The 14,980-nt window shown below is 55.0% G+C and carries 17 protein-coding genes; 7 read left to right on the top strand and 10 right to left on the bottom strand.

Going from position 1 to position 14,980, the window contains the following annotated elements; genetic code table 11:
* Nucleotides 1-55 precede the first annotated feature (55 nt).
* The gene (gene trxA / locus ACRBB0_RS03385; protein ID WP_431372987.1) at nucleotides 56-376 is read left to right on the top strand and encodes a thioredoxin; all 321 of its coding nucleotides are present in this window, start codon (nucleotides 56-58) and stop codon (nucleotides 374-376) included.
* 78 nt (nucleotides 377-454) lie between these two features.
* On the opposite strand, the gene ACRBB0_RS03380 is transcribed toward trxA, so the two are convergent.
* A complete protein-coding gene (locus tag ACRBB0_RS03380) occupies nucleotides 455-1,417 on the bottom strand; it encodes an aminoglycoside phosphotransferase family protein (RefSeq protein ID WP_431372986.1) in 963 nt (320 codons plus the stop codon).
* A gap of 93 nt (nucleotides 1,418-1,510) precedes the next feature.
* On the opposite strand from ACRBB0_RS03380, the gene hslV reads away from it, so the two are divergent.
* The 4 genes from hslV to ACRBB0_RS03360 all read left to right on the top strand — a co-directional run bounded on the left by hslV (nucleotide 1,511) and on the right by ACRBB0_RS03360 (nucleotide 5,225).
* Nucleotides 1,511-2,068, top strand: coding sequence for an ATP-dependent protease subunit HslV (gene hslV / locus ACRBB0_RS03375; protein ID WP_431372985.1), 558 nt, complete (start codon nucleotides 1,511-1,513; stop codon nucleotides 2,066-2,068).
* Nucleotides 2,065-3,099 (top strand): aldo/keto reductase, encoded by a 1,035-nt coding sequence (locus tag ACRBB0_RS03370; protein ID WP_431372984.1) that lies wholly within the window; start codon nucleotides 2,065-2,067, stop codon nucleotides 3,097-3,099. The genes hslV and ACRBB0_RS03370 overlap by 4 nt, the downstream gene beginning before the upstream one ends.
* Complete coding sequence (gene hslU, locus ACRBB0_RS03365) at nucleotides 3,096-4,403, top strand: ATP-dependent protease ATPase subunit HslU (protein WP_431372983.1); 1,308 nt, start codon at nucleotides 3,096-3,098, stop codon at nucleotides 4,401-4,403. The genes ACRBB0_RS03370 and hslU overlap by 4 nt, the downstream gene beginning before the upstream one ends.
* A 144-nt stretch (nucleotides 4,404-4,547) precedes the next feature.
* Nucleotides 4,548-5,225 (top strand): D-lyxose/D-mannose family sugar isomerase, encoded by a 678-nt coding sequence (locus ACRBB0_RS03360; protein WP_431372982.1) that lies wholly within the window; start codon nucleotides 4,548-4,550, stop codon nucleotides 5,223-5,225.
* A 67-nt stretch (nucleotides 5,226-5,292) separates the two neighbouring features.
* Here ACRBB0_RS03360 and ACRBB0_RS03355 read toward each other — a convergent pair whose 3' ends face one another.
* The 5 genes from ACRBB0_RS03355 to pip form a co-directional block, all read right to left on the bottom strand.
* Nucleotides 5,293-6,834 carry an ABC transporter substrate-binding protein gene (locus tag ACRBB0_RS03355; RefSeq protein ID WP_431372981.1) on the bottom strand — a complete coding sequence of 514 codons (1,542 nt, stop codon included), beginning with the start codon at nucleotides 6,832-6,834 and terminating at the stop codon, nucleotides 5,293-5,295.
* 71 nt (nucleotides 6,835-6,905) lie between these two features.
* The gene (locus ACRBB0_RS03350; RefSeq protein WP_431372980.1) at nucleotides 6,906-8,576 is read right to left on the bottom strand and encodes an ABC transporter ATP-binding protein; all 1,671 of its coding nucleotides are present in this window, start codon (nucleotides 8,574-8,576) and stop codon (nucleotides 6,906-6,908) included.
* A gap of 4 nt (nucleotides 8,577-8,580) precedes the next feature.
* The gene (locus ACRBB0_RS03345) at nucleotides 8,581-9,777 is read right to left on the bottom strand and encodes an ABC transporter permease (protein ID WP_431372979.1); all 1,197 of its coding nucleotides are present in this window, start codon (nucleotides 9,775-9,777) and stop codon (nucleotides 8,581-8,583) included.
* Nucleotides 9,774-10,769: an ABC transporter permease gene (locus tag ACRBB0_RS03340; protein ID WP_431372978.1), complete on the bottom strand. Its 996-nt coding sequence runs from the start codon at nucleotides 10,767-10,769 to the stop codon at nucleotides 9,774-9,776. Before ACRBB0_RS03340 ends, ACRBB0_RS03345 begins: the two co-directional genes overlap by 4 nt.
* Before the next feature lie 101 nt (nucleotides 10,770-10,870).
* On the bottom strand, nucleotides 10,871-11,848 hold the full coding sequence (pip, locus tag ACRBB0_RS03335) for a prolyl aminopeptidase (RefSeq protein WP_431372977.1): 978 nt from the start codon (nucleotides 11,846-11,848) through the stop codon (nucleotides 10,871-10,873).
* Between the two features lie 35 nt (nucleotides 11,849-11,883).
* Between pip and ubiG the strand changes: the two genes are divergently transcribed.
* Entirely contained in the window at nucleotides 11,884-12,636 is a 753-nt protein-coding gene (ubiG, locus tag ACRBB0_RS03330; RefSeq protein ID WP_431372976.1) for a bifunctional 2-polyprenyl-6-hydroxyphenol methylase/3-demethylubiquinol 3-O-methyltransferase UbiG, read from the top strand.
* 3 nt (nucleotides 12,637-12,639) lie between these two features.
* Entirely contained in the window at nucleotides 12,640-12,942 is a 303-nt protein-coding gene (locus ACRBB0_RS03325; RefSeq protein ID WP_431372975.1) for a YciI family protein, read from the top strand.
* A gap of 37 nt (nucleotides 12,943-12,979) precedes the next feature.
* Here the strand turns inward: ACRBB0_RS03325 and ACRBB0_RS03320 are convergent, their stop codons facing one another.
* From ACRBB0_RS03320 to grxC, 4 genes are all read right to left on the bottom strand, one after another.
* Nucleotides 12,980-13,336: a VOC family protein gene (locus ACRBB0_RS03320; protein WP_431372974.1), complete on the bottom strand. Its 357-nt coding sequence runs from the start codon at nucleotides 13,334-13,336 to the stop codon at nucleotides 12,980-12,982.
* Nucleotides 13,337-13,430: 94 nt separating this feature from the next.
* Nucleotides 13,431-13,880 carry a MarR family winged helix-turn-helix transcriptional regulator gene (locus ACRBB0_RS03315; protein ID WP_431372973.1) on the bottom strand — a complete coding sequence of 150 codons (450 nt, stop codon included), beginning with the start codon at nucleotides 13,878-13,880 and terminating at the stop codon, nucleotides 13,431-13,433.
* A complete protein-coding gene (locus ACRBB0_RS03310) occupies nucleotides 13,877-14,710 on the bottom strand; it encodes a carbon-nitrogen hydrolase family protein (protein ID WP_431372972.1) in 834 nt (277 codons plus the stop codon). Before ACRBB0_RS03310 ends, ACRBB0_RS03315 begins: the two co-directional genes overlap by 4 nt.
* Nucleotides 14,710-14,967: a glutaredoxin 3 gene (grxC, locus tag ACRBB0_RS03305; protein WP_431372971.1), complete on the bottom strand. Its 258-nt coding sequence runs from the start codon at nucleotides 14,965-14,967 to the stop codon at nucleotides 14,710-14,712. The genes ACRBB0_RS03310 and grxC overlap by 1 nt, the downstream gene beginning before the upstream one ends.
* Between the last annotated feature and the right edge of the window lie 13 nt (nucleotides 14,968-14,980).

The following is a 14,980-nucleotide window of genomic DNA, read 5'->3' as shown; positions in this document are numbered from 1 at the left end:
AGGTTCCGCTACCTGACAGGCGCCGCTTCGGGCGTCTAAATCCAAGGAGAGACCCATGGCCACCGTCGCTGTCACCGACGCTACCTTCGATGCAGAAGTTAAAAATTCAGATGTCCCCGTTGTGGTGGATTTCTGGGCCGAATGGTGTGGCCCATGCAAACAAATCGGCCCCGCTCTGGAAGAATTGTCCGCTGAATACGGCGACAAGGTCAAAATCGTCAAAGTTGACGTAGACAACAACCCAAACACCGCCGCCGCCATGGGCGTGCGCGGTATTCCGGCGCTGTTCATCTTCAAAGACGGCGCGCCAATTTCCAACCGCGCAGGTGCCGCCCCTAAGGCTGCTTTGCAAAGCTGGATCAACGAAAGCATCTAAGCTTTTGTCACGTCTATTTTGGGCCTCGCCATCTGGCGGGGCCCTTTTTGTTGGGCATTGGCTTGCGTTTAACTGCCTTTAACGGCCGGGAAAAACCTTATCTGAGAGTGACTTAATACCCTGCCAACGCATTTCCTGCGCAACGCTTCGCTGGTCTTGTTGCGCGGGCAAGCCCCACCATTCCGCCAATACCCGATGCCGCATCAACAATTGCACGGACGGATCTTCGGGACCAACCAAGCCATATCCTTGGAAAAACGCATTGCGTACCAAAATCGGGATGACCTCACCGGGGCGTATCTCATGGTGCGGCGCGCGCAGTATCGCGTAGTCAGACAGCAACCGCCCGATGTCATGCCCAACGGGCACCTCTCGGGACGCTGAAAAGTCGATTCCGTGAACGCTCTCGCCGACCAACACGTTGCGCATGTGCAGATCGCCATGGGTTTGCGCACCCGCCGTTTTGCGCCCTTCAAAGAGAGTTTGCCGCCCTGACAATGCCTCGGCACAGGTTAAAAAACGCCTTGGGTCAATGACTTGACGCTTTTGATCTTTCACCTCTTGGATCACTTCGCGCAAATAGTTGAGCGTATATTTTGGCTGAAAAACCCGTGGAGCGCCCAAAGTAGCTTGGTGAAACTCGCCCAACCATTGACCGGCTTTGCGCATAATCTCGGCCTGTTCTTCAATCGTGGCATCTTCGAGCAGCGTCGCCAAAGGCGCACCAGAGACAAACGCCATCACACAGGCCTGCGCTTCAAGGTCGACGGCAAACAGCTCCGGCACCCCGCTCGCAAAGACCTCCTGGGCCGCCATGTGCCCCTGCATAGCTTGGGCAAAGCCATCGGGGTCGACCGGCTTGACCTGCTGCTTTAGCACCAGCGCACGGCCGTCGGCCCCCACAAGCTTAAGCGCCACCATCGTCACACGCTCATCCTTGCGGTGCGCCAATGGCGATATCTGCCACGCGCCACCCACAATGCCCATTTGCTCGGCCAGTTTCGGCCAATATTTCATCGCCTGTTTGCTCAGCTGATCCATTCCATTTCCCCGAACGTTCCGCTATCTCAGATAGGCCGCCTTGCTGCGGATATGTCCAGCCCCCATATGGTCGTGACACGAAAGGAAAACACAATGGCAGACAACGAATTTCCCGGCTGGCACGGCACAACGATCATCGGTGTGCGCAAAGGCGGTCAGGTTGTGATTGCAGGCGACGGACAAGTCAGCCTGGGCCAAACCGTGATCAAGGGAACAGCCCGCAAGGTGCGCCGCCTGTCCCCGGGTGGTTACGACGTTGTCTGCGGCTTTGCCGGGTCGACCGCTGATGCCTTTACCTTGCTTGAACGGCTTGAGGCCAAACTTGAGGCCACGCCGGGTCAGTTGCAGCGCGCCTCTGTTGAGCTCGCCAAAGATTGGCGCACCGACAAGTATCTGCAAAAGCTCGAAGCTATGCTGATCGTCACCGACGGAACCGATTTGCTGGTGATTACGGGTGCCGGTGATGTGCTTGAGCCAGAACACAGCGTTGCCGCCATCGGATCGGGCGGCAATTTTGCCCTCGCCGCCGCGCGAGCGATGATGGACAGCGATAAATCTGCCGAAGAGGTGGCCCGCGCTGCCATGGCAATTGCCGCTGATATTTGCGTCTATACAAACGGAAAACTGACCGTCGAGAGCATCAAAGCATGAGCGACATGAGCTACACTCAGCTCGGCCAGTCCGGCCTTGTTGTGTCGCGCCTTGCGCTTGGGACGATGACGTTTACACATGGGTCCGATTGGATCCCAGGCGTTGCCAAAACGGGGTTGGCGGACGCTGAGCGGATGGTCGACATGGCCTTGGATGCCGGTGTGAACTTCTTTGACACCGCTGACGGTTATTCCGGCGGTGACGCCGAAGATATTCTGGGCAAAGCGCTGAAAAATAAACGTAATGACGCGATCATTTGCACCAAACTCGGGTTTCGTCAAAGTGATCGCGTCACGGATGCGGGCCTGTCCAGAGGGCATATCCTCAACTCGGTTGAGGGCTGTTTGAAACGGCTGGATACCGAGTGGATTGACCTTCTTGTCTTGCACAAAACGGATTTCACCACGCCGCTCGAGGAAACACTCAGCACTCTGCAACGTGTTATCGAGAGCGGCAAAGTTCGCTATATCGGTGTTTCCAACTGGCCCGCGTGGAAAGTTGCACAGGCGGTGCAAATGCAGCGTTCAAACGGGTTTGAGCAGTTCATCGCGGGTCAATACCTGTACAACGCCGTCGCCCGTGACATTGAAGGTGATGTGCTGAAACTATCGGCGGAAATGGGTCTTGGGCTGATGGCGTGGTCGCCGCTTGCGGGCGGATTGTTGACCGGAAAATATGACCTGAGCAAACTGGACAGCACCCAAGGCCGATTGGCCGAAGGGGACTTCCTGCAAATTTCCAAAGACCAAGGGGGCGCAGCCGTGGCCGCCTTGACCGCAGCGGCCAACACCCATGATGTCACCCCTGCCCAAATCGCCTTGGCCTGGATTTTGCACAAACGCCGCGATCACACGGTGATCGTAGGAGCGAGCAAACTTAGTCAATTAGAGACATCCTTGGCCGCGACCGGTGTGACGTTGAGCGATGACGAAATCGCCGCAATTGACACCGCCGCAGCCCCTGCCCGTCGTTACCCGGAATGGTTCGACGACATGATGACCGACGAGATTTATACGAAAGCCCTGTCATGACAGATTTGACCCCACGCGAAATCGTATCGGAACTGGATCGCTTTATCATCGGACAAGCGGACGCAAAACGCGCCGTTGCCGTGGCCCTGCGCAACCGCTGGCGCCGTAAACAGCTCTCTGACGACTTGCGCGACGAAGTTTACCCCAAAAACATCCTGATGATCGGGCCCACCGGGGTTGGCAAAACCGAAATCAGCCGCCGTTTGGCAAAATTGGCCAAGGCACCTTTTATCAAGGTTGAAGCCACAAAATTCACCGAAGTTGGCTATGTCGGCCGCGACGTGGAACAGATCATTCGCGATCTGGTTGACGCAGCGATTATCCAGGTCCGTGAATTCATGCGAGAAGATGTCAAAACCCGCGCACACGAAGCCGCCGAAGAGCGCGTGATTGAAGCCATCGCCGGAACCGACGCCCGCGACGCGACCCGCGAAATGTTTCGCCGCAAGCTCAAAGCCGGGGAGCTGGATGATACCGAAATCGAGTTGGATGTGGCTGAGACCGCCTCTCCTTTCCCGATGATGGATATTCCCGGCCAGCCGGGCGGCGGAATGGGAATGATGAACCTCGGCGATTTGTTCGGGAAAGCCATGGGCGGGCGGACAACCCGCAAACGGATGACCGTTGCCGACAGCTACGAATTGCTGATCAATGAAGAAGCTGACAAGCTTTTGGATGATGAACAGGTCAAATTGGCCGCGCTGCAAGAGGTTGAGCAAAACGGGATCGTTTTCCTTGATGAGATCGACAAGGTTGCCGCCCGTCAAGAAGCGCGCGGCGGCGATGTTTCCCGTGAAGGTGTTCAGCGCGATTTATTGCCGTTGATCGAAGGCACCACCGTGAGCACGAAACATGGGGCGGTGAAAACCGACCACATTTTGTTTATTGCGTCAGGCGCGTTTCACATCGCTAAACCGTCGGATTTATTACCAGAATTACAAGGTCGCCTGCCGATCCGGGTCACGCTACGGGCCCTGACAGAAGAAGACTTCGTCCGCATTTTGACCGAAACGGATAACGCTCTGACCTTGCAATACACCGCGCTGATGGCCACCGAAGAGGTGACTGTGACCTTTACAGAAGAGGGGATCAAGGCGCTCGCGAAAATTGCCGCTGATGTAAACCAATCGATTGAAAACATCGGCGCCCGGCGGCTTTATACGGTGTTGGAGCGGGTGTTTGAGGAACTGAGTTTTGACGCCCCGGACAAGGCTGGCGCAGAGGTCACTGTCGATGCAAGCTTTGTTGAGAAGCATTTGGGTGAGTTGACGCAGTCCACAGACTTGAGCCGCTACGTTCTCTAGGGTTTCGGGGGGCATTCTAGAGCGCCCCCCAAACTTTCAATCATGCGCACCTGACGGACTCGGCTGCAAAGATGTCATCTTGGGGCTGGGCGACAAGCGAACCTGTGCTATGGGTGATATAACGTTTAACCAAGGGATAATTCCATGAAACGCTCCCATATCAATGAAATCCTCCGTGAAGGCGACGCTTTTATTCGCTCGTTCAGCTATGTGATGCCGCCCTTTGCTTATCTGTCTCCCGCAGAATTACGCGCCGCTGACCATGATCAGATCAAGGCCCGCAGAATGGGGTGGGACATCACTGATTACGGTGCCGGAAAATTTGACGAAATGGGCCTGTTTCTCTTCACCACGCGCAACGGGTTGAACGAGGATCTGGGGCAAAAATCCGCGATGCTATATGCGGAAAAGATCATGATTTCACGCGAAAAGCAGCTTAGTCCGATGCATCGGCATGACGTCAAGGTTGAAGACATCATCAATCGCGGTGGTGGCAAGCTGGTGTTGGAATTGTTCACCGCCGGCAGCGACGGCGCAATTGATCGCCAAGCCGAAGTGAACGTCATGGTTGATGGCATGATGCGCAAGCTAGATGCGGGCGGTTTGCTCAAACTTGATCCCGGCGAATCCGTCACGCTGTTTCCCAACACCTGGCACGCGTTTTGGGGCGAAGGCGGTGATGTCTTGATCGGTGAAGTGTCGACCGTCAATGACGACCTGACCGACAACATCTTTGAACAACCTATCGGTCGGTTTTCAAATATCGACGAAGACGAAACCCCGCAGCATTTGTTGGTGTCCGATTACGATACGCATCTGTAAATCGTCGCCAAAAACGAAAAAGCCCCGCCAAAACAGCGGGGCTTTCTTTGTTTCTAGGGCACGTGATTTACGCGAACCACCAGCGTTCGATCAGACGCGAGCTGTCCATCTGGAACACGTTACCAACGGTGCCTGAATTGGTCAGCTTGTTTGAATGCGCATCAACATAGTTGGCGTACATTGGGATAACCGTGCCGCCCTCTTTGGACATGATCATCTGCATCTCATGGTACTGATCTTTACGCTTGGCGCTGTCTAGCTCGGCACGGGCTGTTAGCAGCAGCTCTTGGAAGCGGGCATTTTCCCAACCGGTATCGTTCCAAGGCACACCAGATTCGTAGGCTGTCGAGAACATCCAATCTTCGGTCGCACGACCAGACCAGTAGCACGCACACCACGCTTTTTTCAGCCAAACGTTGGACCAGTAACCATCCTCAGGTTCTTGTACAACGTTGATATCAATGCCCGCGCCTTTGGCCGACGCTTGATACAACAGGGCCGCATCAACCGCGCCACCAAAGGCCGCGTTCGAAGCAGACAGATCAACCTGCAAACCGTCAAGACCGGCTTCTTTGATCAGGTGCTTGGCCATATCCGGGTCGTATTCATTCTGCGGCAAGTCGCTGGCAAAATACTGGTTGGCTGGGCCGATTGGAATGTCGTTCGCAACGGCACCGTGGCCTTGCAGAACCTTGTTGACCATTTCCTGACGGTTGATCGAATGCTTGAGCGCTTGACGCACTTTGACGTTGTCGAACGGTGACAGGCCAGTCAGCATTGGGAAGGTATAATGCTGGTTGCCAGTGACCTCTGAGATCGAGACCATTGGGTTGGCTTTGAGCAGCGATTCGGTTTTGAAATCAACCCGGTTCACCGCATCAACCTGACCAGTCATCAGCGCATTCATACGGGCCGAGGCATCATTGATCGCAATCAGTTCAACACTGTCGAACCAGCCTGCTTTGCCATCTTTGTAGTGGCTGTCGACACGGCTCAGCAGGGTGCGCACACCTGGGTCGAACGCTTCGACCTTGTACATGCCTGTACCGATGCCCTTGGCCACCGCTTCTTCGATCTGGCCGGCAGGATAGATACAGATGTGATAGTCAGAGAGCAGGAACGGGAAGTCGGCGTTGCCGGCTTTCAGCGTCATCTGCACTTCGTGCTCACCCAGCTTTTTCATCTCGGTGATCGCAGAAACGATCGGCTTGGCCGCCGATTTCGCACCTTCTGCAACGTGCATGTTCAGCGATTCAATGACGTCGTCAGCACCGAATGCTTTGCCGTTGTGGAAGGTCACACCGGTCTTGAGTTTGAACGTCCAAGTTTTGGCGTCGGGCGTTGCTTCCCAGCTGTCCGCCAATTCGCCGACCAGCTCACCGTTGGCGGCGACTTCTGTCAGGGTATCAAACACGGCACCGTGGGCCGCCATGATCATGTAACTGTCGGAATGGGTCCTGGAATCCCAGCTGTCGGAAGTGTTCGCACCGGCAAGACCAAGGCGCAGCGTGCCACCCTTTTGCTGAGCTCGAACCGGCATGCCTGTCGCAGCCAATACACCTGCCGCGGCACCCGAGGCCAGAAGGCCACGTCTGCTGATATTTGTCATGTTAAAACTCCCTTGTTTGTCGTTTGGCGGATTGTCCCCCGCCGATTCCTGCACCCGTTTATGGGTGATTCTTATATCATCTTACCAACTGCGGCGTCGCCGATGTTATCAACTCCGCGTTCCTGCAGCAGATTTGTGAGCCAATCCGGGTCCATTTCAGGCACCGAGCTTAGCAAAAGATCCGTATAGGCGTGATGCGGAGGCGTGAACATTTCCATCTTGGGCCCCTGCTCCACTACATGTCCATCTTTCATCACAACCACTTCATCTGCAATGGATTTTACCGTTGCAAGATCATGCGTAATGAACATGTAGCTGAGGTTCAATTTGTCCTGTAGGTCGGCCAAAAGGCGCAAAATCCCTTCGGCAACCAATTGATCCAGCGCTGAGGTAACTTCATCGCAAATAATGAACTCAGGTTCCGCCGCCAGCGAACGGGCAATGCCGACGCGCTGTTTTTGGCCACCGGACATTTCCGAGGGCAAACGGTCGATGAATTGCGAGGCTGGCAGTTCAATCTGATCCATCAATTCTTCGACCCGCTTGCGCCGGGCTTTTCCCGTCAGACCAGTATAAAACTCAACCGGGCGACCGATGATATCGCCAACCGTTTGGCGCGGGTTAAGAGCCGTGTCCGCCATCTGGTAAATCATCTGGACTTTTTGCAACTGCCCCCTGTTGCGCTTGCGATAATCCAGCGGCAAGGTCGTGCCGCCCAATTCAATCGACCCGATCCGAGGCGGCAAAAGCCCGGTGATACAGCGCGCCGCCGTCGATTTACCTGAGCCAGATTCCCCAACAACAGCCACTGTGCGGCCTTCGTGAATGTCAAAGCTGACATCATGCAAAACGTCGACTTTGCCATAGGCCGCTGTCACGTTTTTCACTGAAATGACCGGGGTGGATCCTGTAATAACCGCAGGTTTGGTCGGCCGTTGGAATTCACGCACCGCCCAGAGGCTCTTGGTGTAGTCCTGCGTCGGGTTTGACAGCATCTCACGGGTTTCGGCCTCTTCGACCTCATCGCCTTTGAGCAACACTTTGATCGTGTCGGCCATCTGCGCCACAACCGCAAGGTCATGGGTGATGTAGATCGCCGCGGTGTTGAACTCTTCGACGATCTGCCGGATGGAGGCCAGAACCTCAATCTGGGTGGTCACATCAAGCGCCGTGGTCGGCTCGTCAAAAATGATCAGATCAGGACGACAGGCCATCGCCATCGCGGTCATCGCGCGCTGAAGTTGGCCACCGGACACCTGATGCGGATAGCGAAAGCCGATTTCATCCGGGTTGGGCAACCGCAATTTGCGATAAAGCTCCATCCCATCCGCTTCGCTCTCTGATTTGGACATAACGCCGTGCTGGATCGGTGCTTCGCTGTGCTGATCAATCAGACGATGCGCTGGGTTAAAGCTCGCTGCAGCGGATTGCGCCACATAGGCGATACGTTTGCCCAACAATTGGCGTTTGTCTTCGGCGCTGGCAGACAGCAAATCAATGCCGTCAAACATAACCGAGCCCTTGGAGATGCGCACACCGTCACGGCAAAAACCCATGGAGGCAAGGCCAAGGGTGGATTTCCCCGCACCGGATTCACCAATCAAGCCAAGCACTTCCCCCTTGCGCAAGGTCAGATCAATGCCGTTGATAATAGGGTGCCAATCCTCGTCGGATCGGCCCTCCATCCAGATTCCCTTCATCTCAACCAGAGTGTCTGCGTCTTTGAATGCGTCATTGCTCATGAGATTATTCCTTTAGCCCTGAGCTGCGATGCAGCATCCAATCCACCACAAAGTTGACCGCGACAGTCAGCAGTGCAATCGCCCCCGCAGCCAAGAGCGGCGCGGCGGAAACCTGCGGCGCAAAGGCGGCGTAGTTGATGAAGGACGACATATCCTTGACCATGGTCCCCCAATCCGCCAGCGGCGGTTGAATACCCACACCCAAGAAGCTCAGCGAGGAAATCGTCAGGAAAACAAAGCAAAAGCGCAGGCCAAATTCGGCCAGCAAAGGTGCCGTCGCATTTGGCAGAATTTCCCGGAATACGATGTAGGAGAGCTTTTCACCGCGTAATTTGGCCGCTTCGATATAGTCCATCACCACGATGTTCATCCCGACCGCACGGGCCAATCGGAACACGCGGGTGCTATCGATCAGGGCCATGATCAAAACCATCGCAATCGTCAGGCCTGTTCCCGTGACCCAAGCAGAGGCAACGGTGATCAATAGCAAGGCAAAGATCAACGCCGGGATCGCCATCAGAACATCAACCAGCCGACTCAGGAACTGATCAACCCAGCCGCGCAGTGTTGCCGCAAGGAAACCGAGGCTCCCCCCAACGAAAAATGCGATCAGCGTGGTGACAAAGGCAATGCCAACCGTGTTTTGCGCGCCATAGATCAGACGGGATAGGATATCACGCCCGATCTGGTCGGTGCCCAATGGAAAATCGGGGTTGCCACCCAGCGCCGGATTACCACCCGGCACCACATTGGCCAGTTCAAAGATTTCCTCTTGGCCATGAGGCGCCAAGAACCCCGCGAAAACGGCCATGAACGCATAAACCAAAATGACCAGAACCCCAAAGGATGCAGTCAACGGCATTTGGCGAAACAGTTTCCGCGTCCCGTCGGTTCCGACCGCTCGGCCAAGCACGCGAAACAACCACGCTAACACCGCAAAGAGGATGAAACCGTGGATTGCAATAACAAAGTAGAAGTATTTGTTCGCTTCGGCCTCAGGCAGCAGGAACTGTGCTTTGACATAAGTCCAAACCGCCCAAACCAGAACCGCCGCGCCCAGCGCATACCCAAAGGACACTGCATAAGGCATGTCACGAAATCTCGGGGCGTTATTGGTGAGTTTCTGCCCGGCAAAGCGAAACGCCCAGCCGACGGCAGCGATTACGATCAGCGCAATCAATATTGTCATCAAACCGCTCATTTCGGATGCCTCAGACGTGGGTTGGACACGATCGACAAGATGTCAGCTGTCAGGTTCAGCAGGATATAGGCCGCTGCAAAGATCAGACAGCAGGCCTGAACAACCGGAATATCGCGGTTTTTCACACTATCAACGAAGAGCTGGCCAATGCCCGGATAGACAAACACCACTTCGACAACCACAACACCGGTGATCAGATAAGCAAGGTTGAGCGCCACAACATTGATGATTGGCGCAAGCGCATTGGGCAGCGCATGTCTCACAATCACCCGCATTGGGTTGATGCCCTTGAGGCGCGCCATCTCGATATAGGGAGAGGCCAGTAAGTTGATGATCGCCGCACGGGTCATCCGCATCATATGCGCGGTCACAACAAGCGTCAGTGTCAGAGCCGGAAGTATGGTTTTTTCAAGCCGCTCGCTCATCGCCATACCGTCATAGATGTTGGACAAGGATGGTAGCCACGGGTTCAACACAGCGAGTAACAGGATCAGCACATAGGCCAAAAAGAATTCCGGTGAAGAAATCGAGGTGAGTGTTGCAATGTTTGTCGCACGGTCAAAAACCGAATTGCGATAAAGCGCCGCCAAAACACCCAAAGTCACGGCAAACGGCACCGCAATGGCGGCTGTGACCCCGGCAAGGAACATCGTGTTTGCAAACCTTGGCGCGATTTGCTGGGCTACTGAAGTTCGAACGCCACTGTCTTCCCCGACAAAACTGGCGAAATTTGCTTGTGCAAATGAGTAACCAAGGTCGCCCTGAAGTACGCCCCCTAACCACTGCAAGTATCGTTTCACCGGGTGTTGATCGAGACCAAGATCCGTTCGGATCGCCTCAACCGCCTCAGGCGTCGCGCTTTGGCCAAGTATGGCCTCTGCAAAATCCCCCGGTAGCAAGTTCACCGCTGCGAAGATAACTATCGAAACGATGAAGAGCGTCAACAAACCTAATGCTAGGCGCTGCGCTATAATTTTTAGAACTGAGTTCAAGATCCCTGTCGGCTTTTATTGCTATAAATTCAGGTTAGCGACTAGGTGTCTCATGTAAAGGGCTCAAAAGCGAACCTAAATGTCGCAAAACCGTCAGACAGCTAGTTGAACTGCGCGGCAATGCGGTCCATCGCGGATACAAGTTCGCTGCTTATTCCGGGCTCCGATAGCGCATGTCCGGCGTTTCGAATCATACGCAAATCCGCTTCGGGCCAAGCTTCGGCCAGCTCCCATGCGCGCTGTGGTGGGCAGATCATGTCATAGCGACCCTGAACAATCACACCCGGTATATGCTTGATCTTATGAGCATTTTTGAGAATCCACCCGTCTTCCGCCAAGAACCCTTTGTTGACAAAGTAATGGTTCTCGAGGCGTGCAAAGGCCCGCGCATAATCACCGGGTGGCTCTCCTCCTTGACCGTTCGAATAGACCGACGCCAGCGCGTTTTCCCAAACCGACCATGCCTTTGCGTATATAATTTCCTGGCGAAAATCTCCGCTAAAAAGCCGCTTGTGATAAGCTGCGATCATATCGCCGCGCTCTTGGGTGGGGATCATATCGCGAAAACGGGCCCAAGGTTCGGGCCAGAACTGACCGGCACCGCCGCCGTAGAACCAATCCAGCTCTGCTTGTGTCGACAAAAACACACCACGCAGCACCAGTTGGCTGACACGCTCGGGGTGGCTGATGGCATAGATCAAGGCCAAGGTCGCGCCCCAGCTGCCACCAAACACAATGAGCTCATCAATTTCAAACGTCTCGCGGATCTGTTCTATATCTGCCACCAGATGCCAAGTGGTGTTGTTTTCGACACTGGCATGGGGCCGCGATTTACCACAGCCGCGCTGATCAAACAGAATCACACGATAGACATTGGGGTCAAAATAGCGTCGCATCGCTGGGCTACAGCCACCGCCGGGCCCGCCGTGCAGCACAATAACCGGCACCCCAACAGGGTTGCCGCTCTGCTCGACATAGATAGTGTGCCCATCTCCGACCTCTATCATGCGTTGATCAAAGGGATCTATGGGTGGGTAAAGATATTGCACTGCGCGCTTTTGGCCCGTGAACTTGTCCATAACCTAACTATATTGTGCAGCGCAGGGAAAAGACCATGGGGAAAGTTATGGTGACCACCGTTGATGCATCCGAAGTAGCCAAATTTGAGGCGATGGCCGCAGAGTGGTGGGACCCGCATGGCAAGTTCAAGCCGTTGCACATGATGAATCCGGTGCGTTTGGATTATATCACCACGCAAATCGCCGGTGAGTTCGACCGTGATTTGACAGCAACTCAGCCTTTCAAAGGGTTACGCATTCTCGACATTGGCTGTGGGGGCGGGCTTTTGTGCGAACCTATGGCGCGGCTCGGGGCTGACATCGTTGGCGTTGATGCCGCTGGGGGAAATATTCCCGTTGCCATGGCACATGCCCAGCAATCTGATCTCGACATTGATTACCGCCACACAACCGCCGAAGATATGGCCGCAGCCGGTGAACAGTTTGATGTGGTGATCAACATGGAAGTTGTCGAACATGTTGCTGATCCGCAGGCGTATCTGACCGCCTGCCAGATGCTCTTGAAGCCGGGTGGATTGCACCTGTGTTCGACCATCAACCGCAACCCCAAGAGCTTTGCGGTCGCCATTGTTGGTGCCGAAGTCATTATGCGGTGGCTGCCCAAGGGGACACATGAATGGTCCAAATTCATCACCCCGGATGAGCTTTATGATCTCTTGTCCAACGCCGGTTTGACGCCGGTCGATCGCAAAGGTTATGTGTTTAATCCGATCACCTGGAATTGGCGCATTTCTGATCGCGATTTGTCGGTGAATTACGTCACCGCTGCCACCAAACCTGGAGCTTAACCAATGTCCGTCATCCCCCAAGGTCACAACCTGTTTGCCGTCGACATCACCTATAACGTGCCCCTGACTGAGGTGGAGCCGCATCTCGACGCTCATATGGAGTTTATCGCCAAAGGCTATGCCGACGGTCGTTTTCTGGCGTCAGGTGCCAAGGTTCCGCGTACGGGCGGTATGATCATTGCCGTTGGCGCGGGTCGCGAAGAGATTGAAGCGCTAATGGCGCAGGATCCGTTTACCATCGCAGGGGTCGTGGCGCTGCAAATCACCGAATTCAAACCGGCCAATCTCGCTGATGCGTTGACGTGAAACATCGGGTCAAGGTGTCGCCCTGACCCGAAGATGCTTATTTGTAGAAACAGATTTTGTTGTTGTCCAAATCTCGGACATAGGCGGAAAAACGTGGGCCGCGTTCGCCTGGCTTTCCATCACAAGAGCCACCAAGGTCAATCGTCAACTGATGCAGGCGTTTGATTTCGGCCTCTGAGCCAACATCAAACCCGAACATAGTGCCATTGCCGTTGGTGGCGGGCTGTTCATCAAAGGGAGTTGCGACGGCGAAGGCGAAATGCTCGTTCATCCAAAACACCATGCGATCCGTCGCCCCGACCTGTTCGGGCCCATCCTGTTCAAACAGGGCATTGTAGAATTTTGCCGCGGCTTGAAGATCATTTGTACCGGCAACAAAGTAAGAGAGTTTCATGAATATGGGCTTTCTGATTTCAATGTGTGTCTGCGACGCTCTTAACGGGGTGCCCTGTCAGTAAGTGTCAGCAGTGTACAAAGAAACAAAAGACCTATCCGGCTTTCTCGTCTTCATCCAGCCTCAGCCGCAATTCACGTAATACCGGGAGCGCGGCCCGGACCTTGTCTTCACCAAGGTCGTTCATCATCGTATCGAGCATTGGAACGATCGCCGACAATGCCGCATCCCGAGCCGAGCGGCCTGCCGGACTAATGGACACCAGTTTGCGCCGCGCATCGTCCCAATCCGGGCGGATATGCACGTGTCCGGCGATCTCTAGTTTGCCCAATGTGTTTGTCATTGCGCCGCGCGTGAGATGAAAAGCACGGGCCAATTGCGCCGGGGTTTTTTCACCACCCCGCGCCAGCAGATTCAGCACCGAAAAATGCGACAACTCCATCTTGTTGGGCAGCACTTTTCCCAAGCGCGCACGCAGCAACTGATCAGCAGTCAAAAGCTCACTGATCAGGGAAATTGCCAATGCGCCTTCGGAGCTGCTCATTTTGGGGCCTCAAATGTGCGGTCATGAGTCAAGGACGGCACTTTGCGCCGCGCCTCGTCAACCTGCGCCAGATCAATATCGACACAATAGACCCCAGGTTCGGTGCCCGCGTCCAACAAAACCTCACCCCAGGGCGAAATGACCAAAGAATGGCCATAGGTGGAACGGGATTTGCCAATCGATGCCTTGTGCTGACCGGTTTGCGCCGGGGCCAGAACATAACATCCGGTTTCAATCGCCCGAGCCTGTAACAGCGGCTGCCAATGCGCTGGGCCGGTTCCAGGTGAAAACGCCGCTGGTGCAGTGATGATCTGTGCCCCGGCTTTGGCCAACTCTCGGTGGAGATATCCAAAACGCACATCATAACAGATGGTTAGGCCAATATCGCCGATGTCGGTTCGGGCAATAACCGCCTGATCACCGGGCGCAAACCCTGCTGATTCACGATAGGTTTCCTCGGCGCTGACCTGCACATCAAACATGTGGATTTTGTCGTAACGCGCCTCGATCTCCCCTTGAGGGTTGATCAAGACGGACCGATTGGCAAACCGGGTTTCCGGCGGTTCCGAGCGCAAAGCCAGAGACCCAGCCAGGACCCAAAGCCCCAAATCCTGAGCTTCTTGGCGCATGCCTTGCAGAACAATGTCATCTGTCTCGGGTGTCACAACCGCCTCTTGCCGTTTGCGCGAAAAGCTCAGAACATTGGTGACCTCGGGGGTCAACGCAAACGCGGCCCCCTGATCTTTGGCGGCGCGCAGCATGGCACGCACATTGGCGAGATTCGCTTCGGGATCATCCGAAGAGCTCATCTGCAAGATTGCGACTTTCATCAGCCCTCCAATAGCGGGTCAAGTTTGCCCGCTTGCTCCAGCTCATAAAGCTCATCACAGCCGCCAACATGGGTGGTGCCGATAAAAATTTGTGGCACGGTGTGACGGCCACCGGCGCGGTCCATCATCTCAGACCGGCGATGAGGCTCAACCAAAACATCAACTTCGGAAAAGCTCACGCCCTTCTTGTTCAAAAGACGTTTAGCAGCGTGGCAAAAACCGCAAAGCGGTGACGTGTAGATTTCGACGGGTTGCATGGGTAATCCTTAG

The sequence above is a fragment of the Pelagimonas sp. genome (assembly GCF_050633425.1).
GTDB lineage: Bacteria > Pseudomonadota > Alphaproteobacteria > Rhodobacterales > Rhodobacteraceae > Pelagimonas.
The sequence above is the reverse complement of the archived record's forward strand: the minus strand, read 5'-3'. Positions and strand labels throughout refer to the sequence as shown.